Raw genomic sequence first — 19,070 nt, forward strand, 5'->3', positions numbered from 1 at the left:
TTATATTCGAATCTTTTCGCATGTATGAGTTTCTACAATAATTATTTCGGAAATAATCAGAAATCTCTTGACTTTGACTCTTTCCCACCTTTTTTATTTCATATGGGACTTGCTGCCGAAAAAAAGATTCTGACCACAGAACAATACTTAGAGCTCGAAAGAAAAGCTGAATTTAAAAGTGAGCTGATCAATGGAGAAATGTATGCAATGGCAGGAGTCACTCGCAAACACAATCGAATTGCACTCAATATCGCCAGTTTTTTAAATAACTTCTTACAAGACAAACCATGTCGCATTTACTTTGCCGATTTAAGAGTGCAAGTTAGTAAAACAGGAATGTTCACCTACCCTGATTTGGTAATTACTTGCGGAAATGAAATTATGGCCGACAAGCGACAAGACACGCTTCTCAATCCAAAGTGTATTCTAGAGATTTTATCTGACTCCACAGAAAAATACGATCGTGGTGAAAAATTTTCACACTATCAAAACTTAGAGAGTTTAGCGGAATATATTCTTATTTCCCAAAACCAAACAAAAGCAGAATCTTTCTTACGACAAGATGATAATAAATGGCTCTATCAAAAAGTAGAGGGACTAGACAATGAACTCTCAATTCAATCTATAAACTCAAAAATAAAGATGGAAGATATTTATAAAAATACGCAAGACTTAGATGAAAATGTAAATCAGTCATAATTGAATTTTCACCTTTCCGCTCTGAGCGGATATACTTTATTAAGCGGTATTTAACTTTACCAAATATAAACATTTTTTTAATAAATAGGAGAAATAATATTTCATGAAAAATGAAAATACATTAAATATCGTAGATTGGATAAAAGACAATGTTATACATTTGCGTTCATTAGACCAAGATGATTCATTTAATGATTTGGAGCCGTTGAGGGATATAATTGGAAATGCAAAAGTTGTAGCTCTGGGAGAGAATTCTCATTTTATCAAAGAATTTTGTCAGATTCGTTTCCGAATATTAAGATTTCTTGTAGAAGAATGCGGTTTCAATGTTCACGCATTAGAATTCGGATTCACTGAGGGATTTGAAGTTAATAGCTGGATTCATAATTATGATAGAAAAGAAGAAGAGTTAAAAACTTTACTTGGGCATTTTCCATATCCTCTACAAATTCATGAAACTCTTGGATGGATGAGAAACTATATTAAATCAAAAAGCAAACAATTAAATTTTGTGGGAATAGATGTGCCTCGAAATGGTGGTTCTTTTTTCCCTTCGTTAGATGTAATAAATGATTTTTTTAAAGTCGCAGATCCAGAAGGTTTAATTTTTATTTCCGACATTTGGGAAATCACAAAAAAAATAGACGGATTTTCAACTGCCCAATCGGCATTTCTTTTAAATACATTATCAGGACAAGAAAAGGACAAAATTACTTCTCAAATTAACCGTCTCTTATATAGGCTTGAAGCACTCGCTCCTCAACATATATCTCGTTTCGGAGAAAAGAAATATAAAACAATTCATCAACATTTAAAAAGTATTTGTTACTCAGACTATAACTCTCATGCTATGAATGGATTTATTTCAGGCAAAGGACTACCCGGAGATATGGGAGCTAGAGATAAGTTTATGGCGGACTCTGTTCTTTGGCATTTAAATGATTCGAATTCCAAAATTGTCCTAGTAGCTCATAATGCTCATATTCAAAAACTACCTATTCGGTATGGGGATTTTTTAAGTTGCTTGCCCATGGGTCAACGTCTATCAAGTGAATTGGGAACTGATTATATCTCTCTTGGATTAACTTCTAAGACTGGTTATACTGCTGCTCTCTTTCCTGATGAAAAATATAAGTTTGGTTTTCGCATAGAAAATACTAAACTAGAAATGCCTGCTTCCGGAAGTATCGAAAAACTATTAGAAGAAGCTAATGTTGAAAACGGAATTATTAGTTTTAAACACATACCCAGAGGTTCAAATGATCCGACACTTATTAGATTTGATTCTGAATATATAGAAACTTCCGTAATAGATGCATTTGATGGATTGATTCAAATCCCCACATCCAGTATTGCAGATGGTTTAGTTTTTTGATAATTAAATATATAAAAAAGCAAAACACCGCCTAACAAAGAGTAGCCACTAACAAAGTGAACTATGTTACACTTAAAAGCTCGGTTGGTGAGTAGCGGCATCCTAGCTTGCGTATCGAACCATGCTCTGAGCCAGCTTTGTTGTGGTTGTTGGACTTTTTGTTTATTTGTCAGACTAATACAAGTTACGCGCCTTAGTTTCAGGCACAAAACTTGTCCTGCACGTGCAAGACTGCTCCTTGCGCGAGTCAACCAGATATCAGGATTATCTATGTCGCTCATAAATAATTTTCCCTTGGTTGTAAATAACTCGAAAGACTGAGTATTGTTTGTTTTTTGCTAAATCAAAATTTTCAGGAGAGGTTAATATTAAGTCAACCGCTTCCTTAGTATCATGCAAATCAATGTATAATTTTTTCTCTAACGTATTTAGATCGGTATTGGATTCTTTGATCACGCAAATATCATAATCACTATTATTGTGATATTTACCTGTTGATCTCGATCCAAATAAAATTATTTTAAATGGATCAGAATTTTTGATTAGGATTTTTTTTATTTCTTCCAATTTAAAATCCTGAACTGTATCTAAATATTCCATAAAATCACTCTCTTATACAGAATTTATACTTCAAGAATAAAAATGGAAGAGATTTATAAAAATCCGCAAGACTTAGAAGAAAAATCTTAATCAATGAGAATCAAAACAATTCCACCAACTTCCTAAACCCATTTTCTGAAGCCAATTCTTTACAATCTCTTCCGAGAAAATCCTTTGTATTTTTATCGGCACCATTTTTTATTAATACTTGAATTGTGCGAATACGGTCTTCTTCTGTGACTTCAGGATACACAGAAGACTTTTCGCAAACGCGCGTTAAGACAGGATTTCCTACATGGTCAACTTTTCTCCAATCTGCTTTTAAAGAGAGAAGAGTTTCGACTAATTCGTATTCGCCTCGCTCTACTGCATTCATAAGGGGAGTCGCCTGAAAATTATCAATCTCATTTATATCAATATGTTTTTGTTCTACTAACATTCGAATCACTTTGCTTTTATCGGGAGTATTGCCATTACCCGTAACAATCGAATGAAGAACTGTGCCACCCATATAAGCATCTCTCACCGAAAAATTTGTTTTGATATGAATTAGAATTTCAAAGATTTTTGGATTACAAAGATAAGCCGCTGAAAACAAATACGGGTAATCTGGATCACCATTTACATCTTTCAAAAATTCAGATATTATTTTAGCAATTTCAGGGGAATTACGACGAATGGACTCGGAGAATAATCGATCAAGGTTTCTCTGAGAAAGTTTTTTTAGATTTTCCTTGTTCTGAAATTCTGCAATATCGTTCTCAGCCAATGCATCGTAGAGATTAGTGTAATTTTCATCTGCTTTAAAAACTAGATAAGACGGAATTGCAGAAATTAGAATAGAAGCCAAAAGATACAAAGCTGTGGCATACCATTTCTTTTTGAACTTCACTACATAATGATTATTAGCCGCAAGCTCTGCCCACATAATTAGCGTTATAGAAAAACAAACCAACATGGCAGAACCATCCAATACCGCTGGTGCCTCGGTCCCTTCTATAGATAAATGCCAATCAAAGAAATAATTGAGTAACCCGGAAGCTCCCGTCACAAAAACCGCGAAGGATAGAACACGAATAAAAAATTGAAATAATACGAACATAGCCATTTTATCCTTTAGAATAAAAAATTTAAAACTTATAATGCTCCATGAGTCCTTTTAAATACTTAGCTGGTTTATGAATTTCGGAAGAAATGTTTAGGAGTTCATTTGATTTTGTAGAAACAGCTTTACTTTCTTTGACTAATTTTTGGATAGATTCGGAGACTTGCGAGATTTCAATTTTTTGGTAGACGACAGAATCTTTTATGCTCTCCGCTTTTTTGGTTGCCTCTTCAACATTTGCCTGTATTTCCATAATTTTTTCGAGTTGGGAAAGCATTGTTTCCATAATTTCATTTGTTGTCTTGGATAATTCTAAAATTAACTCTTTGACTTCATTGAAAAAATCAATGACTTCTGTAATACGAGTGCTTCCATCTTTAATCGTCTTTCTGAAAGTCTTAATTAGAAGAGTGCTATCTTTTACATTGACGGAAGTCTCTTCGGCAAGATTGGAAACTTCTTTTGCAACAATCGCAAATCCTTTTCCATGCACACCTGCTCTTGCTGCTTCAATGGAAGCATTGATCGAAAGCAAATTGGTCTTATCCGCAATTCCATCAATTACTGAAATAATTGCTTCGATTTTTTCGGAAATGAATTTCATATCTTTAATTGAAGAAAGGACATTGGTTACTTTTTCAGAGCTTACTTCGTATTTGTCGATAGTTCTTTGATTGAGACTACTGAGTGATTCTAAGAGTTGAGCGGTCATTGTCATAGAATGATTTACTTCTGTAATATTGTTTTTTATGACTTCGAGATTATCGGACTGCAAAGTAATCGTATCACTGATTTCAGTCATACTAGTAGAAATTTCTGTAATTGAATTAGACTGAATCTCCGTTGTTAATGCTTGATCTGAACTTAGCTTTGTGTAAACACCGGAAAGGCTCTGAAGTTTATCGGAGTAAATCATATGATTAGTGGACATTTTTTTTACGATATATAAAATTCCACCAAGGCTAAGGATAAGAGTCTTTAGCCCCAAAACAACATTGTTGTATTTGACATTCGTTTTGTCAGTGTTAAAGTCATATTTATCTAGGCTAAATTCTCCGCTGGAAAATTTTCCTAGGATAGAAGTAATCTCTGAGATATGAGATTCTGAAAACCTTTCGCTAATCGCAAATATCGAAATAAGAACACCGATGGAGGTAATCGTATAAATGAGTATTCCTAGGTGAGGTAAAAAAAATCCAATCGTATTTAGAAGTATAGAAATAAACAATACTCCAAGTAAAGAAAGACTTAACCTACTTAATTGAAAGCTTGGTTTAGCAAATAGCCTATCAAAGAAATTTTTCTTTCCCGAATTTCTTATTGTGGCATACAATGATTCTGCGCGTGTAATGTCTCTCCTGGATGGCTTTTTTCTTACTGATACATACCCTGTTATCTGGTTTGATTCTTTGATTGGGGTAACAGTAGCATCTACCCAATAATAATCTCCGTTCTTACTTCGATTCTTGACAATTCCTGTCCAAACATGACCGCTTTTTATTGTAGACCACATCTCTTTAAAAACCTGAGAAGGCATATCTGGATGGCGAATGATATTATGCGGTTTTTTTAATAATTCCTCATCTTCGTATCCACTGATACTTAAAAAATCAGGACTAGCATAGGTTATCACTCCCTTTGTGTCCGTGCGAGAAATCAAAACTGAGTCTTCTGGAATATTAATCTCTACTGCCATTTAACTTCGATTATCCTCTAGTTTAAAAATTGCCTATTGACTTCTGGCATTGAGCAAGCAGTCAATTTTCTTTTAAATAACTATCTCATTCTTTTGAATCTTCTTTTGTGTTTGAAAATCTATCTGAACTTATTCCATAAAGATTAGCTATTCAATCGGTCGAAAAATCTTCTATCTGTCAAACTAAAATATTTCCATTATTAAAATTTTTTTTCTTAACGCTTCAAAATACGATTCGATTATTTCCTTTTTACTCAACTCATTCAATATCCACAAGCAGTTTCATTTTTTTCGAGTAAGAGAATATTTTTTTTTAATAAAAATGACCAAAAGTTTAGGGAAAGTCCTAAACTTTTAAAATCATGCAGCAATTTATCGTGCAAATACACAGGGCATTTACTTAGAAATTGAAAATAAATCTTCTTGACTGGTTCTAGGATTTCAAAAAAAGTATTTGTTCAATAAAGGAGCTAACATGAGAAAATTCTCTATTCCATCTTTTTTAATCAGTGTGTTTCTATTTTTCGTTTCAGGATCTATCTTTGCAGACAGTCCTTGTAAAGACCTAAGTGAAGCCAAGTGCAATGCAAATAACGATTGCACATGGGTAAAAGGCTACCAGAAAGAATCTGGCACAAAAGTAGACGATTATTGTCGTGCAAAACCAGGTAAGGGTGACGATGATGATAGCGATTCTAAGTCTGATAAAAAAGATAAGAAGAAAAAAGATAAAGATGATGATGACGATTCTAAGTCTGACAAGAAAGATAAGAAGAAAAAAGACAAAGATGATGATGACGATTCTAAGTCTGATAAAAAAGATAAGAAGAAGAAAGATAAAGATGATGATGACGATTCTAAGTCTGACAAGAAAGATAAGAAGAAAAAAGACAAAGACGATGACGATTCTAAATCTGACAAAAAAGATAAGAAGAAAAAAGACAAAGATGACGATGGCGGAAAGAACAAAAAGAAAGATAAAAAGAAAAAAGGAAATAAAGAAGACTGATTCCTTTAATTATCTTTTTACATAGTAATTTTTCCTAATCTCAGCATTTAAAATTGAGCGAAGCAAGAAATCTTAGATTTTACACTTCGCTCAACCCTACAAAGTATCCCCTACTCCTTTCTTTTATCCTTGCTGTATCCAATTCCTCTATCAACATGCCATTATTAAACAAATAAAATGGAGATTTTGGATGAATCAATTTAAAAAAGCATTCTTTCTCTTTGCAATAGTGTTGCTAGTTGCAACAAGTTGTAAAAAAGAAAAGCCAGCAGAAAACACGAACACTGTTCCTCCGGTTGTGAATAATAATACAGTTGTAGATAACACTGTCCCTACTATTGCACTTACAGGAACACCTGCTCAAAATCTAGTAACAGTTTTTGAAGCTGGAATTGCTAGTCTTGAGGCTAATATGGATAATCCCGCTAATGCAGCAAAAGGTCTAGAAACGATAATGACCAATTATAAAATTAGCGAGCTAAGAGAAAAATCTAGAGCAGAAAAAGAAGCAGGTCGTGGAGCTTCTGATGCAGAGAAAAAAAGAATGAAAGATGGAATGGAGAAATACAAAGAGCTAGCGCTCAAGATTAGCTCCAAAGATTCAGCAGCATTTAACCCTGCGCATACTAAATGGTCTGCGGCTTGGGGAATAAAATAAAAGGAAGAAATACTATATGAGCAATGATGAATATGATGTAACAAGCATACAAGAAGCATTAACTATTTGTGGATTCAATCCAGGAAAAATAGATGGTAAATTAGGACCAAACACAGTAGCTGCAATCAAAGCATTTCAAAAAGAAGCAGGTCTTTCTGTTGATGGAATCGTAGGCGAAGATACTGCTGCCGGTCTAGCTGAAAGTTTAGGTGAAGCAGTTGGTAAAGCAGGTGAATTACAAGGTTACTTTTCCGGTGAGGCTGAGGGTGAAGGCTCTAGTGCTGAAGATGATATGTAATCATTAAAACTATTTACCCTTTTGGAATTTTGTAAAATTAAAATCCAAAAGGGTAAACTTGCCTTCGAAAATTACTTTACAAAGGAGTGGATAATAAGACTTAACCTCTAATCAAATTATTCCCATTACAAGATTACTTTTTTTTACAAAAAGACAAATCTACTACCTGTTTGCCGCCACCTACAAGCCCATCCTCCACTTTGCACTGATCTCTCGAAACCATTTCATAAGACTGACAACATTTAATCATCCTAGCTCCATAGCCAAAAGTCTCACAACATACTTTCTCTGTATTATTCGTCTTCGCATCTTCTTTCTTCTCCGCACACACACTCGTCGCCAAACAAAAAAGAATTATTATAAATAGGTTCATTTGTTTCATGCTTTTATGTTCCTCTGCCTAGGTTTTGTGTAAATGCTATTTTTAATGGGAAGTTGTATTTAAAATCTACCAGACTATACACCAACTAGCAGTCCATGTTGCAGTTCTTCTTGCAGTTCAAATATACCTATAAATTTTTCTACCTATAGATGAACTGCAACTTGAACCGCAACATGGACTGCAAGGTCGTATAGAGCAAGTGTATCGAAAGGAAAATCAGATACTATTCATACTAGCAGAGCAAATTATTTCCGTTCTTTGTCAGATAGACCCCCGACAGAAAATATCGGGGGTGACAGGAGTAAGCCTCTCTAAATCAAACTCACAATTACGCACTAGCGACAAAAACCTGCTGAACTGCGTAATTATTGTAAAAATTTATTTTACGCAAAAATAAATTAATTGAGCGTAATCTAAAAAGAAACGAAGTTTTGATAAATCCTCATTCCCAAAAAGGAATAAAGTGAGGTAAGGAAATAGTCATGGCAAAACTTAAAAATGAAATTCATGGAAGTGTAAGAGGTAAATTGGGAGACTTGGTTTTTTATGAGTCAAATGGAGAGACTTGTATCAGAAGTCTACCAGTTAGTTTTAAAGATAGAAAAAGCGAAAAGCAAATTTTGCAGAGAAAGAAATTACAAACCGTAGGAAAACTATACTCAATCTTTCGACCTGCTTTGCGATTTGAAATTACGAAGAAATATACAAGTCAATCGAGTCTATTTTCAAAAGAGAATTGGAAAAATATTTTAGTTACAAACGATAGCGTCAGCGTTGACTACAAGCAGTTAATCCTAAGTAACCAGTTAGAGATAAATCTTCTCAACTTAAACGTTAGTAGAAATGCAAACCAAGTTTTATTCGAATGGCAAGCGGATTATCTACTCGATGACTCTTTTCATGTCCTCTGTGCAGTCTATTGTAGCGGCATATCACAAGTATACGTAAGTGATGTTCCCCGAAATTCTTTGTCCGCAAGTGTATATATTCCAATGGATGCTGGCGAAATCTTTACTTATGCATTTACTCATAGAAACAGATAACAAAGGCTCTATCAAAACACAAAGGACCTAAAAGAAACCTTATAGTCTTTTTTCGATAATCTGAAATGGAATTGTAATTCCTTCTCTGAATTCTTCGGCGACCTCTTCCATTTCATCATTGTCAGGTTCATAATACCAATGAATGGAAATGTCTTTTCCCTTTTTGTAAGTTTTCTCTAATAACTCCAAGAAATGACTAATCCGACCAGAGGCTGCTGTATTAAAATACTGCAAATGGATTGAGACAATGCATTTATAATGCAGGTTCGAAAGGTATCGTTGCAACCAATCGAATATGGGATTAAAAAACTTATCCACATCTTCTGGATATATGTCACCACTCATGGACAGAGTGTTTAGCTTTGCATCAAAATCAATTCGAGGCGTTGTTTTAGTTTTTTCTATCTTTAAATTTTCCATTTTAAAAAACGATTGGTTATTGGTAAAAAAGAAGCAAGAAAAAAATCCTAGACTATTCTTTTTAGAAGGAAATACCTTGTGTAATTTTCTGGGAAATTTTCTATCTTTCCAAAAACTTCGAAGCCTAATTTCTCGTAAAATTCAGGAGCCTGAAAGCTAAACGTATCCAAATAAATCAAAGTGCAGCTAGATTCACGAGCAAGCTCTTCCGCCTTTCTGATAAGTGCAGTTCCCAATCCTGTTTTACGCAAAGGCTCACTTACCCATACAAGATCAATATGCAATCCCCTATAATACATCTCCCCTAATACACCGCCGATAATCTCTTCCCCTTCCCTAGCAATAATACCAAAGGGAAATTTTTCTTCCATCACCGGATTAGAAAGTTGCGAAAGCCCGTGCGTGCGAAGTTGACTCCATAAAAAGACTGTATCATTAAATTCAGGGGTCTTCGTAATTGTAATTTCCATTTTACATTTTCTCCCTTTCAGTAGAGTAAAGAAAATGCTATTATAGGAACAACAAAAAAAGAAATTCTTTCAAATGGATATTTAGATTAAAAAAACCTTGTTTCTCTTACCTAAATATTTTTTCCTTCTTGTATGAGAAATTCCTTAAGGCAAAAGATGGAAAAAGAGCGAAGACAGCAAGAAAAAATTCGAGAAATCATTTCCAATCTAGCCAATCAAGTAGCAGTCTCCGATTCTGTATTTGATGCAACCATCTATCCACAGGAAATGCAGGAGTTATCAAAAACACATTGGACACCTATTCGCGTAGCAACGGAAGCAGTGCGAATGCTAGCTACCACGGAAAGAACTAGAGTCCTAGACGTAGGCTCTGGTTGTGGTAAATTTTGCTTAGTCGCTTCTCTATTGAGTAAAGGTGTTTTTGTAGGTGTAGAGATTCGCCAAAACCTTTATGAAATCGCTAATCGGAAAAAGGAAAAATTACAAGCAGATAATGTAGAATTTCTGCTCGGAGATATGTCAGAACTCAATTGGTCTAAGTTTGATGCATTTTATCTTTACAATCCATTTTACGAAAATGTCGCAACCTACAATCTAATCGACAATGCAATTCCACTCACAAAGGAGCATTTCTCTCGCTATACCGCCACCGTCACCGCTCAATTACGAAAGTGTAAAGTAAATACTCGTGTCGTAACCTACCACGGATTTGGTGGGGATATGCCCAATGATTATTTCTGTGAAGAAACCAAAAAAATCGGCTCCGGTGAATTGAATCTTTGGATTAAGCAATAATTAAGCAAGTTTTTCTAGTGCTTTTGCGTAGTTTGGTTCTTGGGCGATTTCGGGAACTTGTTCGGTATATACCACTTTGCCGCTTTCATCTACAATTACAACCGCGCGTGAGAATACTCCAGCTAAAGGTCCGTCCGAAATACGAACGCCGTATTTTTCTCCGAACTCATGATTACGAAGCTCGGAAACAGGGATAACATCTTTTAGCCCCTCAGCTCCACAAAAACGATTCAAAGCAAACGGCATATCAGTAGAAACACAAAGCACTACTGTATTTGCGAATTTACTTGCCTCTGCGTTAAACTTGCGAACAGATGTTGCACAAACGGGAGTATCAATGCTTGGGAAAATATTTAATACGACTTTTTTTCCTGCAAAGTCTTTGTTGGTTACATCGCTCAAATCTGTTTTGGTTAAAGTAAATGTTGGTGCAGTATCCCCTACTTTTGGAAGATTGCCCACTGTATGAATTGAATTGCCTTTTAATGTTATATCAGCCATTTTTGTTCCTTTCTGAAAGAATATATCTATTAGATTCTTTTTATCCTCACAAGAATTCGTTATTCTACGATTGTATATCTTTTTTTTACAAATTTTGCAGGAAAGGCATCATAGTGCCACCATTCATTTGGTCTTTGCTCAAACCCAGCTTGCAATAGTATATTTCTTAAAAATTTACGATTTGCGAATTGCGAAGGAATGAGTTTTCCTTTTTTTAGAAATGCGTCTTCTAGAGTTGGCTCCGACAAGGATGTAAAATCATCAAACAGAGTTCCCATATCTAACTCTTTTCCATTTTCATCAAGCAAGGATAAATCGAGTGCAAAACCAAAGTTATGAATTGATCCTTTCTCTGGATTTGCCACATAAGGCTCTTTTGAAGTTCCTTTTACTTTTTCCCAAAGCTTGTATTGGATAGACCTCGGACGAAGGCAATCATACAAAATAAATCTCCGCCTTGACTTTGACTCCTTTAGCAACTGAATCGCTTTTTGGAATTTTACAAATGCATCTTTGTGCAGGTAACAAGAATTAAACTCTCCGTAGAGATTCTCTTTCATAAAATTATCCACACTTGCGTATTTCAAAAGAATTTTGACTTCCGAAGATTCTTCCAGTTTTACAAACTCCGTTCTAGAGCCCAAAGCCTCCCCTACTCCAGCTTGGGAAAAAAGATTACCACCGATGGACATCGATAAGAAAACGGTAAAAAATGATATGACCTCAATCCAAATTGAAAATAATCTTTTATAATAGTATCTTTCCCTTCGACCCAGCTCAGGGCAAGTATCGGTGACCTCGGTGTCCATCGGTGGTAATCTTTGAAATTACGACATTCCATTTGCGAATGCTTTGTAGTCAGGAATTCCAGAATTGCGAACGAGTGCCAGTGCATCGGCGTAGGAATATAAAAGACTTAGGGCATAGGGAATACGCTTTCGCAGATAGGTATCTTCGTCTAAAGGATTTTCAGGATTTGGGTTTAACACTTGTTTTGCGTTACGAACGATGATATGCTCTGGCATATAACAGATTTGGGTATTTTTGTAGCTACTCGCTCTTAGCTCCGAAACAGGGTAGGCACCACCGCGAGCAGCAGAGACAGTAACAATTAAACCGGGTTTATGTGCAAGTTCTTGTTTAGAGCAAAGTAAAAAGAAGTTTTTTAAAGCAGGTGCCGCCATTCCTCCGTATTCGGGGGAAACGATAATAATTCCATCAGAAGATTTGAGTTCTTCTGAATACGGACTCCACAGTTTCTTCCAGTCTTCGTCACCAGACCAAACGGATTCTTCCCAGAGAGGTATACCCGCTGTTCCTAGATTTAAAATATAGGTTTCTTTCTTTTCTGACTGAATTAAGTTTGATAAGTAAGAGCTGACTTTTAAAGATTCTGAATCTTTTCTATGACTTCCACAAATAATCGCAATTTTCAAGTGAAGCCTCCTTTTACAGAAAGTATTTTAATGTATGCTTACTTGAAAAGTTATTTATCCCCCTACTCCACCAAAAAATTTCCGTGACTCAGAGACTCTGTGGCAAATAATAATCAGTAGCTATGCTTATCTTTTCCTTTTTTGGACGACTGACTTTATTTTTGTCTTAGATTTAGATTTCCTTTTGCGGATCATTCCATCTTGGGCTTCTAGTTTACTCAAAGAAGAAACCGAAAGTATTTTAGGAGTAGAAACATCCTGTTGAAAGAAAGTATCTTGTAAATTTTCGTCAAACTCTAATTCTATTGGAAATAGCTCCACAAAACTAAGATGATTGGCGATATGGATGGAATGAAATTTTTCCCAAGTTGGTTTATCCATCGTATCATAAAGTGGATGAATGGCAAAATCCTTATTGAACTTTCGAAAAGAATAGATTGCTGCTTTTAATTGGGATAAAGCAAGTCTATCATCTCCTTCAATCCTCGCTGTTTCTAACTGTCCATTGTAGCCATCGGGCAACATATATCCTCTTTCTAAAAGCTTGGATAGTAGATATTTACCAACCGTCTTACGTAAGAATGGACTGTAGGTATAAGGAAATCCAGTCATGGAAAATTCTATATGGTCAGTGCAATGCTTTAGAATCTGGTAGTAAGACCATACACCGGTTGTTTCTACAAATTGCGTTCTTTCTAAAACTTCAATTTGCTCTAAAACCTGAACAAAATCAGTGAAAACATACTTTCTTGCATTGATGGTTATCATTTTGAGCCTACCCGTAAAGAAATCGAATAGGTTTCAGATTATTTTTTATTTGGCAAGCAAAATATTGTTCAGATTAAGAATAAAATGGCAATAAGATAAGAATGAGGGAAAAAGGATTTCACCACGAAGTGCACGAAAAACGCGAAGAAAAGACTAGTTTTGATAAACTCCTCCAAAGTTCTAAAAAAGCTCAATTTGTTTTGGAATTTCTATTTGATTAAATTCAATCCATAGAGGATAATAATAATTACCCTCTATTTGATTTTAAAATCTGCTTACCTATATATAGCGCCTATCGCATTCAAAGATATTAATCCTGTTAATCTTGTAAATCCTGTCAAAAAAATCTTCTTTAACAAGAATCAATTTAGCTGATTAATATACTCAAGTCAGAGTGTTTTTCAGTGCGTGTGGACAGGCTCACCAACCAAGGTTCTCAAATCCATGACCTTATTGTTTAAGTCACCCTTCGAGTGCCTCAGGGTGACAATTTACCAACAAGTCAAACAATTATTCAGTAACTAAGTCCTAAAGCAAATTTATTTGTGTAGTTTATTTTAGACAGGATTTACAAGATTTACAGGATGATATGTTTTATCATGTTAATCCTGTCAGAAATTTCTTTCAGTATTTATATTCTTACAAATAATTATGCTTCACCACTTACCTATCGTATCTTTCATCGGTGTGCATTGGTGGTAATCTTGAATAATTTCTATATCTCAATTCCGTATTTTTTCGCTATCGGCTTAATTTCCCGTAAGAATGCTTCTCTTTGTTTTGCACTGATTCCTTTTAGATTAATTGAAAGTTTTTCTTTTTTAACAGAGGGTGAAATCATTTCATCCCCCCTACCCTCTTTAAATTTCAATAATCTTTCTAGATTCTTAACAGAAGGTTCATTTCCCTGTCCTAGAAATTCAGTTACATGCTTAACGTCTAATCTTGCAATGGAACTGAGTTGCTTAACATAGCGCTCTGTATATCCTAGAATATCACCCACTTCTAAAGCTGTTTTCTTTCTTTCTTTGCGAAGATACTGAATTGCTTTGCCTACTTCCCAGGGATTTAGACTTTTCCTTTTTTCATTTTCTGCCAGTGCCATTTCATAGCATAGTTCAGGATTTGCTTCTGTAATGATGGCAGGAATTTCCTTCCATCCCAATCTTTCCGCCGCATGAAACCTTCTCTCACCGGCTACGATCATATACTTGGAATTATTTCTTCTTACAACGATAGGCTCAATTAAGCCCATGCGTTTCATGGAGTCCACTAAATCATCTACATTGTTCTTTCCAAATTGTCTGGGTTGATTCGGACTCGGTTCAATGTCTTTCAAACTAATTGTCTCGGTAGATTTAGTTTTTCCTTCATAGGCGGAGATTAAGTCTAGTGTAGAAAAATCATTTTTCTTTGACATTTATTTTGCTCCTTACTTCTTTTGCTAATTCTAGAAAAGAATTATACGTATCTTTATCGCAAGCACCGAGCATCTTACGTTTTGCCTGTGCCTGCGGAATACTTTCCTTTCTGTATATATTTGTTTTAAATACAGGAAAGTATTTTTTAACTGTTTCAGACAATCCTGACAAAGCTCGGTTCCCTTCAAATTGATTGAATACTGCACCGAGTAATTTTAATTTTGGATTTACTTTTTGCTGAATCTTCTGAATGGTTTCATGTAAATCTTTTAAGCCCTGGACGCTAAACGCCCTAGTCTGAACTGGCACTAAGATAAAATCAGCAGCAATCAAAGCATTCTCTAAGCCAAGTCCAAGAGACGGCGGACAATCAATAATAATAAAATCATACGAAGAAAGGATTGGTAACAAAGCATCTTTTAACAATTCGAAATCGCTTCGTTCAAACGCAGTGGTAAAATTGGCTAATGATAAAGAAGAAGGCAATAAGTGTAAACTTGGATTCACTTGAATAATGACAGTCTCTACTGAAGATTTTGGATTCTTTCGATAACCTAAACAATCAAAGACTGTTCTTTCTGGCTCGTTTATAAAAAGCCGAGTTGCATTCGCCTGCGGGTCCCAATCCACCAACAATACTTTCGCATCCAAAGACAAAGCCTCGGATAAAAACAAAGAAATGGTAGTTTTTCCTTCTCCGCCTTTCTGATTGGAAATGGCAATAATATTCGCAAGGTGAGAATTTTCTTCGGACTTTTGAAAGTATTTTTCAAGAACATCTTCGCTATAATTGCCTGTTTTTAAAACTGGAATTTTTAATTCCTTTACCTTTTTCAAAAAATCATCCAAAGAAAAACCAAACATTTTGGCTGCTTCTTTTGAACTAAGTTCAATAGCTTGTCTTTTTCTTTTAGTCATATTACCCAATTTAATAATCGACGAAATTACAGGAAAGCAAAAACGATTAACTTCATTTTTTACCGTGAAATCATTTCACGGTAAAAAGACAGACTCTTTCCTTTTCAGCCTAATATTGTAAAAATTAACAAAAATGAATTGCCACAGAGGCACAAAGACACAGAGGAATTTCAAGAGAGCTTTACGCATAAAACACTGTTTATTTTCATCATTAAAGTTTGTTTTGATTCAAGAGAGTTGTTGCGAAATCGAAAAGATTGTCATGGTGAGCTTGTCCATGACTTTATTAAGAAAGATCGCCCTTCGATAGGTTCAGGGTGACAATTATGCAACAACTCTAACTATAATCCATTTATTCAAATCTAATTTTTCCATCGACTCTCTTATACACGATGCACATAAATAAAAATGGTAAAGCATCATTACTCTCTGTGCCTCTATGGCAAAACGCACCGAGTAGTTCCCAAAAACTCCAAACCGAAGGAATCTTTGATTTACTTTTATCTAAGTATAGAAGTTCATGGCTGAGTGAATCTTTTAAAAGTTCTTATCCTAATCTTCTTTTTCTATTGCAATTCAATTCTAGCCGATGGTTACATAGGCTTGGTAGGAGTTCGAAATGAAGGAGAGCATATCTTTGAAACAGGGAATAAATATCCCAATCTTTCTGGTATTCGCGGAGGCTCTAGGATTACTTACCAGAGAAATTTCAACCTGGGTGGAATTGAAGGTGGTTACTTTAAAAACAAATTTTCCATACGAGGTAAATTCCTTACGAGTGGTTGGTATCAAAATTCTGGTGGAACAAGAGATGAAGACTTTTTTTTAAATAACACTTCTAGTGAGAAAGGATCAAAATTTTCCCCGGGACAGGGAGTTCTTCATGACACTGCCTATACCTACACAGGGACTTCAAATTTTGCCGACGGAAAAGGTCGCTCTACTGTCTACGAATACAATGCAGAGGGGTTTTTTAGATACCATTTTGGTGATGCTTCCCCAAATCCATGGGCAACAGGTTCTGGACTTTTTCTTTCTGCTGGATTAAGGTATTCTTATTCTAAATATATTGTCTATGATGTAATGCAATTCGTAGCCTCAAGACCAATTTTCTACGGTCCCATTGGTTCTGGATTATCCTACGCAAATTCATTTACAGAAATTCCAATCGGTGCTGGTTATATCTATTCTTTCGGACAATTTAAAATAGAGCCTTCTTTTCATTTACTTTACACATTTATGAAAACAAGAGATTTTCATGTTCAAAGGGCGTTAAACTTTTTATCCTATACATCAGGACCGGGCTTTTTAGTTAGAATAGAAACAAGCTATATGCTATCGGAGACTTCTCTTTTAAAAATCGGAATTACGGGTCATAGGCAATTCACCACTGGTGCCTTTACGACCAAGGGTGGGCTTTACGAAAGCGATATTCTTTCCAATTATCTTGGATCCTTTAGAAGTTATATCAATACTAAAGAAGTGACGTTTGATTTCGGCTTTAACAAAAGACTCTAAAAAAATTGGTTGACGTAAATAAAAAAAGAACTGCTACTGATTCTACCGTTGGGGGTGGGTATTTTTACTCTGAGAGAGTCCCTAATTGACCTGATCTGGATAATGCCAGCGTAGGAAAACGGATTTATACTATTATTATTTGATTGTAAAAATCTCACTAACGGATTTCTAAAAAAGGACCTATGAGATTTATGAATCTACCAAATCAAATTCCTCAAAACTTTAACACACTCGCAAATCAATTTCCTATCAAAGACGATGTTCAGCTAGACGGACACGAAATTCCTTCCAAAAAAATAAAACTTTCGAATGGAACAGAGGCTTGTCTTTACAATACGGAAGGACCAACGGGATATGACCCAAAACAAGGAATCCCGAAAAGAAGATTAGAATGGATTCAAGAAAGAATCAAAAGAGGGGATTCCAATCTATCGCAAATGCATTATGCCAAAAAGGGAATCATCACAGAAGAGATGAAATTCGTCGCACTGAGAGAAGGAATTGATCCAGAATTTGTAAGAAGTGAAATTGCTCGCGGTAGAGCGATTATTCCCGCAAACATCAATCATCCAGAATTAGAGCCGATGATTATCGGTCGGAATTTTTTAGTTAAAATAAATGCAAATATTGGAAACTCAGTCATCTCATCATCCATAGAAGAAGAAGTCGAAAAGCTGAAGTGGTCAGTCAAATGGGGCGCTGACACGGTAATGGATTTATCTACCGGGAAAAATATTCATGAGACTAGAGAATGGATCATTCGAAATTCACCCGTTCCAATCGGCACTGTTCCCATTTACCAAGCACTTGAAAAAGTTAACGGAAAAGCAGAAAACCTAACCATTGATTTGTTCATCGAAACTCTAATTGAACAAGCAGAGCAGGGCGTAGATTATTTCACCATCCATGCTGGAGTCTTACTTAAATATGTCCCATTAACAGCCAAGCGGATAACAGGCATTGTCTCCAGAGGTGGCTCTATTATGGCAAAATGGTGCCTTGCCCATCACAAAGAAAATTTTCTATACACCAATTTTGAGCGTATCTGCGAAGTCATGAAAAAATACGATGTATCCTTTTCCCTTGGAGATGGACTTCGTCCCGGATGCACGGCAGACGCAAATGATGAAGCTCAATTTGGCGAATTACAGACGTTAGGCGAACTAACCAAAATTGCATGGAAGCATGAGGTTCAAGTGATGATTGAAGGTCCCGGTCATGTGCCAATGCATTTAATAAAGGAAAATATGGACAAACAATTGGAGATTTGTCATGAAGCACCATTTTATACATTAGGACCCTTAGTTACTGATATTGCTCCTGGCTATGACCATATTACATCAGGAATTGGTGCCGCTATGATTGGATGGATGGGAACGGCTATGCTCTGTTATGTGACACCCAAAGAGCATTTAGGTCTTCCTAATAAGGAAGATGTTAAGACCGGAGTTATCACTTACAAAATTGCCGCTCATGCCGCTGACCTAGCGAAAGGACATCCCGGTGCCAGGCTAAGAGATGACTTATTAAGCAAGGCGAGATTTGAATTTAGATGGGAAGACCAATTTAATTTATCCTTAGATCCTGAAACGGCGAGAAAGTTTCATGACGAAACCCTTCCGCAAGAAAGAATGAAAGAAGCACATTTTTGTTCTATGTGCGGACCTCATTTCTGCTCTATGAAATTGACCCAAGATGTAAGAGAGTTTGCTGAAAAAAATGGGTATTCTGAAAACGATGCCTTAGAAAAAGGAATGCAAGACAAAGCAGAAGAATTCAAAGAGAAGGGCGCCAACCTTTACGTGCCGGTATGATTAAGAAAGTATCTCTCACAGAGAGCACAGAGTTCGCAGAGAGTATTGACTCTTTACTTCGTGTGCTCTGTGTGCTCTGTGAGAAAATCTTGCTTTTACACAATTCCAGTTTTACTTTACGAATATACCTCTCCAATTTCTAGG

Annotated in this window: 22 protein-coding genes and 1 riboswitch; of the genes, 10 read left to right on the top strand and 12 right to left on the bottom strand. The window is 35.6% G+C overall.

The window, feature by feature from the left end; genetic code table 11:
* The first annotated feature begins 24 nt into the window (after positions 1-24).
* On the top strand, positions 25-699 hold the full coding sequence (locus IPH52_06580) for a Uma2 family endonuclease (GenBank protein ID MBK7054708.1): 675 nt from the start codon (positions 25-27) through the stop codon (positions 697-699).
* A gap of 103 nt (positions 700-802) precedes the next feature.
* Positions 803-2,074 carry an erythromycin esterase family protein gene (locus tag IPH52_06585; GenBank protein MBK7054709.1) on the top strand — a complete coding sequence of 424 codons (1,272 nt, stop codon included), beginning with the start codon at positions 803-805 and terminating at the stop codon, positions 2,072-2,074.
* 264 nt (positions 2,075-2,338) lie between these two features.
* Here the strand turns inward: IPH52_06585 and IPH52_06590 are convergent, their stop codons facing one another.
* The 3 genes from IPH52_06590 to IPH52_06600 form a co-directional block, all read right to left on the bottom strand.
* Entirely contained in the window at positions 2,339-2,674 is a 336-nt protein-coding gene (locus tag IPH52_06590) for a nucleotidyltransferase domain-containing protein (GenBank protein MBK7054710.1), read from the bottom strand.
* Between the two features lie 100 nt (positions 2,675-2,774).
* Positions 2,775-3,776 carry an ankyrin repeat domain-containing protein gene (locus IPH52_06595; protein MBK7054711.1) on the bottom strand — a complete coding sequence of 334 codons (1,002 nt, stop codon included), beginning with the start codon at positions 3,774-3,776 and terminating at the stop codon, positions 2,775-2,777.
* A 28-nt stretch (positions 3,777-3,804) separates the two neighbouring features.
* On the bottom strand, positions 3,805-5,475 hold the full coding sequence (locus IPH52_06600; protein MBK7054712.1) for a PAS domain-containing protein: 1,671 nt from the start codon (positions 5,473-5,475) through the stop codon (positions 3,805-3,807).
* Between the two features lie 475 nt (positions 5,476-5,950).
* On the opposite strand from IPH52_06600, the gene IPH52_06605 reads away from it, so the two are divergent.
* The 3 genes from IPH52_06605 to IPH52_06615 all read left to right on the top strand — a co-directional run bounded on the left by IPH52_06605 (position 5,951) and on the right by IPH52_06615 (position 7,440).
* Positions 5,951-6,484, top strand: a complete 534-nt coding sequence (locus IPH52_06605) for a hypothetical protein (protein ID MBK7054713.1) — start codon at positions 5,951-5,953, stop codon at positions 6,482-6,484.
* 190 nt (positions 6,485-6,674) lie between these two features.
* The gene (locus IPH52_06610; protein ID MBK7054714.1) at positions 6,675-7,142 is read left to right on the top strand and encodes a hypothetical protein; all 468 of its coding nucleotides are present in this window, start codon (positions 6,675-6,677) and stop codon (positions 7,140-7,142) included.
* A gap of 16 nt (positions 7,143-7,158) precedes the next feature.
* On the top strand, positions 7,159-7,440 hold the full coding sequence (locus IPH52_06615) for a peptidoglycan-binding protein (protein ID MBK7054715.1): 282 nt from the start codon (positions 7,159-7,161) through the stop codon (positions 7,438-7,440).
* Positions 7,441-7,573: 133 nt separating this feature from the next.
* On the opposite strand, the gene IPH52_06620 is transcribed toward IPH52_06615, so the two are convergent.
* Positions 7,574-7,822, bottom strand: coding sequence for a hypothetical protein (locus IPH52_06620; protein ID MBK7054716.1), 249 nt, complete (start codon positions 7,820-7,822; stop codon positions 7,574-7,576).
* 482 nt (positions 7,823-8,304) lie between these two features.
* On the opposite strand from IPH52_06620, the gene IPH52_06625 reads away from it, so the two are divergent.
* Complete coding sequence (locus IPH52_06625; protein ID MBK7054717.1) at positions 8,305-8,865, top strand: hypothetical protein; 561 nt, start codon at positions 8,305-8,307, stop codon at positions 8,863-8,865.
* A 39-nt stretch (positions 8,866-8,904) separates the two neighbouring features.
* Here IPH52_06625 and IPH52_06630 read toward each other — a convergent pair whose 3' ends face one another.
* Together IPH52_06630 and IPH52_06635 are read right to left on the bottom strand one after the other, a co-directional pair.
* The gene (locus IPH52_06630) at positions 8,905-9,285 is read right to left on the bottom strand and encodes a DUF1987 domain-containing protein (GenBank protein MBK7054718.1); all 381 of its coding nucleotides are present in this window, start codon (positions 9,283-9,285) and stop codon (positions 8,905-8,907) included.
* A 47-nt stretch (positions 9,286-9,332) separates the two neighbouring features.
* A complete protein-coding gene (locus IPH52_06635; GenBank protein ID MBK7054719.1) occupies positions 9,333-9,755 on the bottom strand; it encodes a GNAT family N-acetyltransferase in 423 nt (140 codons plus the stop codon).
* Between the two features lie 132 nt (positions 9,756-9,887).
* Here IPH52_06635 and IPH52_06640 point away from each other — a divergent pair, with 132 nt between their 5' ends.
* Positions 9,888-10,550, top strand: coding sequence for a methyltransferase domain-containing protein (locus IPH52_06640; protein MBK7054720.1), 663 nt, complete (start codon positions 9,888-9,890; stop codon positions 10,548-10,550).
* On the opposite strand, the gene tpx is transcribed toward IPH52_06640, so the two are convergent.
* From tpx to IPH52_06670, 6 genes are all read right to left on the bottom strand, one after another.
* The gene (gene tpx / locus IPH52_06645) at positions 10,551-11,051 is read right to left on the bottom strand and encodes a thiol peroxidase (protein MBK7054721.1); all 501 of its coding nucleotides are present in this window, start codon (positions 11,049-11,051) and stop codon (positions 10,551-10,553) included. It lies immediately after the preceding gene.
* Between the two features lie 59 nt (positions 11,052-11,110).
* Positions 11,111-11,743, bottom strand: coding sequence for a M15 family metallopeptidase (locus tag IPH52_06650; protein ID MBK7054722.1), 633 nt, complete (start codon positions 11,741-11,743; stop codon positions 11,111-11,113).
* A gap of 135 nt (positions 11,744-11,878) precedes the next feature.
* Entirely contained in the window at positions 11,879-12,487 is a 609-nt protein-coding gene (locus IPH52_06655) for an NAD(P)H-dependent oxidoreductase (protein MBK7054723.1), read from the bottom strand.
* 126 nt (positions 12,488-12,613) lie between these two features.
* The gene (locus IPH52_06660) at positions 12,614-13,255 is read right to left on the bottom strand and encodes a DUF1569 domain-containing protein (protein MBK7054724.1); all 642 of its coding nucleotides are present in this window, start codon (positions 13,253-13,255) and stop codon (positions 12,614-12,616) included.
* Between the two features lie 715 nt (positions 13,256-13,970).
* Positions 13,971-14,675, bottom strand: a complete 705-nt coding sequence (locus tag IPH52_06665) for a ParB/RepB/Spo0J family partition protein (GenBank protein MBK7054725.1) — start codon at positions 14,673-14,675, stop codon at positions 13,971-13,973.
* Positions 14,659-15,540 (bottom strand): AAA family ATPase, encoded by an 882-nt coding sequence (locus IPH52_06670; GenBank protein ID MBK7054726.1) that lies wholly within the window; start codon positions 15,538-15,540, stop codon positions 14,659-14,661. Before IPH52_06670 ends, IPH52_06665 begins: the two co-directional genes overlap by 17 nt.
* A gap of 582 nt (positions 15,541-16,122) precedes the next feature.
* Between IPH52_06670 and IPH52_06675 the strand changes: the two genes are divergently transcribed.
* From IPH52_06675 to IPH52_06685, 3 genes are all read left to right on the top strand, one after another.
* Complete coding sequence (locus IPH52_06675) at positions 16,123-17,112, top strand: putative porin (GenBank protein MBK7054727.1); 990 nt, start codon at positions 16,123-16,125, stop codon at positions 17,110-17,112.
* A gap of 40 nt (positions 17,113-17,152) precedes the next feature.
* Positions 17,153-17,246: riboswitch (TPP riboswitch) on the top strand.
* Between the two features lie 57 nt (positions 17,247-17,303).
* Positions 17,304-18,926 (top strand): phosphomethylpyrimidine synthase ThiC, encoded by a 1,623-nt coding sequence (gene thiC / locus IPH52_06680; protein MBK7054728.1) that lies wholly within the window; start codon positions 17,304-17,306, stop codon positions 18,924-18,926.
* Positions 18,923-19,069, top strand: coding sequence for a hypothetical protein (locus tag IPH52_06685; GenBank protein ID MBK7054729.1), 147 nt, complete (start codon positions 18,923-18,925; stop codon positions 19,067-19,069). Before thiC ends, IPH52_06685 begins: the two co-directional genes overlap by 4 nt.
* Position 19,070 lies beyond the last annotated feature (1 nt).

The sequence above is a fragment of the Leptospiraceae bacterium genome, assembly GCA_016708435.1.
GTDB lineage: Bacteria > Spirochaetota > Leptospiria > Leptospirales > Leptospiraceae > UBA2033.

Bases quoted from the DNA above. Each gene is read 5' to 3' on its own strand.
- IPH52_06660 (MBK7054724.1), bottom strand. From the start codon at position 13,255: ATGATAACCATCAATGCAAGAAAGTATGTTTTCACTGATTTTGTTCAG.
- thiC (MBK7054728.1), top strand. From the start codon at position 17,304: ATGAATCTACCAAATCAAATTCCTCAAAACTTTAACACACTCGCAAAT.
- IPH52_06665 (MBK7054725.1), bottom strand. From the start codon at position 14,675: ATGTCAAAGAAAAATGATTTTTCTACACTAGACTTAATCTCCGCCTAT.
- IPH52_06600 (MBK7054712.1), bottom strand. From the start codon at position 5,475: ATGGCAGTAGAGATTAATATTCCAGAAGACTCAGTTTTGATTTCTCGC.
- IPH52_06620 (MBK7054716.1), bottom strand. From the start codon at position 7,822: ATGAAACAAATGAACCTATTTATAATAATTCTTTTTTGTTTGGCGACG.
- IPH52_06640 (MBK7054720.1), top strand. From the start codon at position 9,888: ATGAGAAATTCCTTAAGGCAAAAGATGGAAAAAGAGCGAAGACAGCAA.
- IPH52_06670 (MBK7054726.1), bottom strand. From the start codon at position 15,540: ATGTTTGGTTTTTCTTTGGATGATTTTTTGAAAAAGGTAAAGGAATTA.
- IPH52_06580 (MBK7054708.1), top strand. From the start codon at position 25: ATGAGTTTCTACAATAATTATTTCGGAAATAATCAGAAATCTCTTGAC.
- IPH52_06630 (MBK7054718.1), bottom strand. From the start codon at position 9,285: ATGGAAAATTTAAAGATAGAAAAAACTAAAACAACGCCTCGAATTGAT.
- IPH52_06595 (MBK7054711.1), bottom strand. From the start codon at position 3,776: ATGTTCGTATTATTTCAATTTTTTATTCGTGTTCTATCCTTCGCGGTT.
- IPH52_06625 (MBK7054717.1), top strand. From the start codon at position 8,305: ATGGCAAAACTTAAAAATGAAATTCATGGAAGTGTAAGAGGTAAATTG.
- tpx (MBK7054721.1), bottom strand. From the start codon at position 11,051: ATGGCTGATATAACATTAAAAGGCAATTCAATTCATACAGTGGGCAAT.
- IPH52_06615 (MBK7054715.1), top strand. From the start codon at position 7,159: ATGAGCAATGATGAATATGATGTAACAAGCATACAAGAAGCATTAACT.
- IPH52_06635 (MBK7054719.1), bottom strand. From the start codon at position 9,755: ATGGAAATTACAATTACGAAGACCCCTGAATTTAATGATACAGTCTTT.
- IPH52_06650 (MBK7054722.1), bottom strand. From the start codon at position 11,743: ATGTCCATCGGTGGTAATCTTTTTTCCCAAGCTGGAGTAGGGGAGGCT.
- IPH52_06685 (MBK7054729.1), top strand. From the start codon at position 18,923: ATGATTAAGAAAGTATCTCTCACAGAGAGCACAGAGTTCGCAGAGAGT.
- IPH52_06610 (MBK7054714.1), top strand. From the start codon at position 6,675: ATGAATCAATTTAAAAAAGCATTCTTTCTCTTTGCAATAGTGTTGCTA.
- IPH52_06590 (MBK7054710.1), bottom strand. From the start codon at position 2,674: ATGGAATATTTAGATACAGTTCAGGATTTTAAATTGGAAGAAATAAAA.
- IPH52_06605 (MBK7054713.1), top strand. From the start codon at position 5,951: ATGAGAAAATTCTCTATTCCATCTTTTTTAATCAGTGTGTTTCTATTT.
- IPH52_06585 (MBK7054709.1), top strand. From the start codon at position 803: ATGAAAAATGAAAATACATTAAATATCGTAGATTGGATAAAAGACAAT.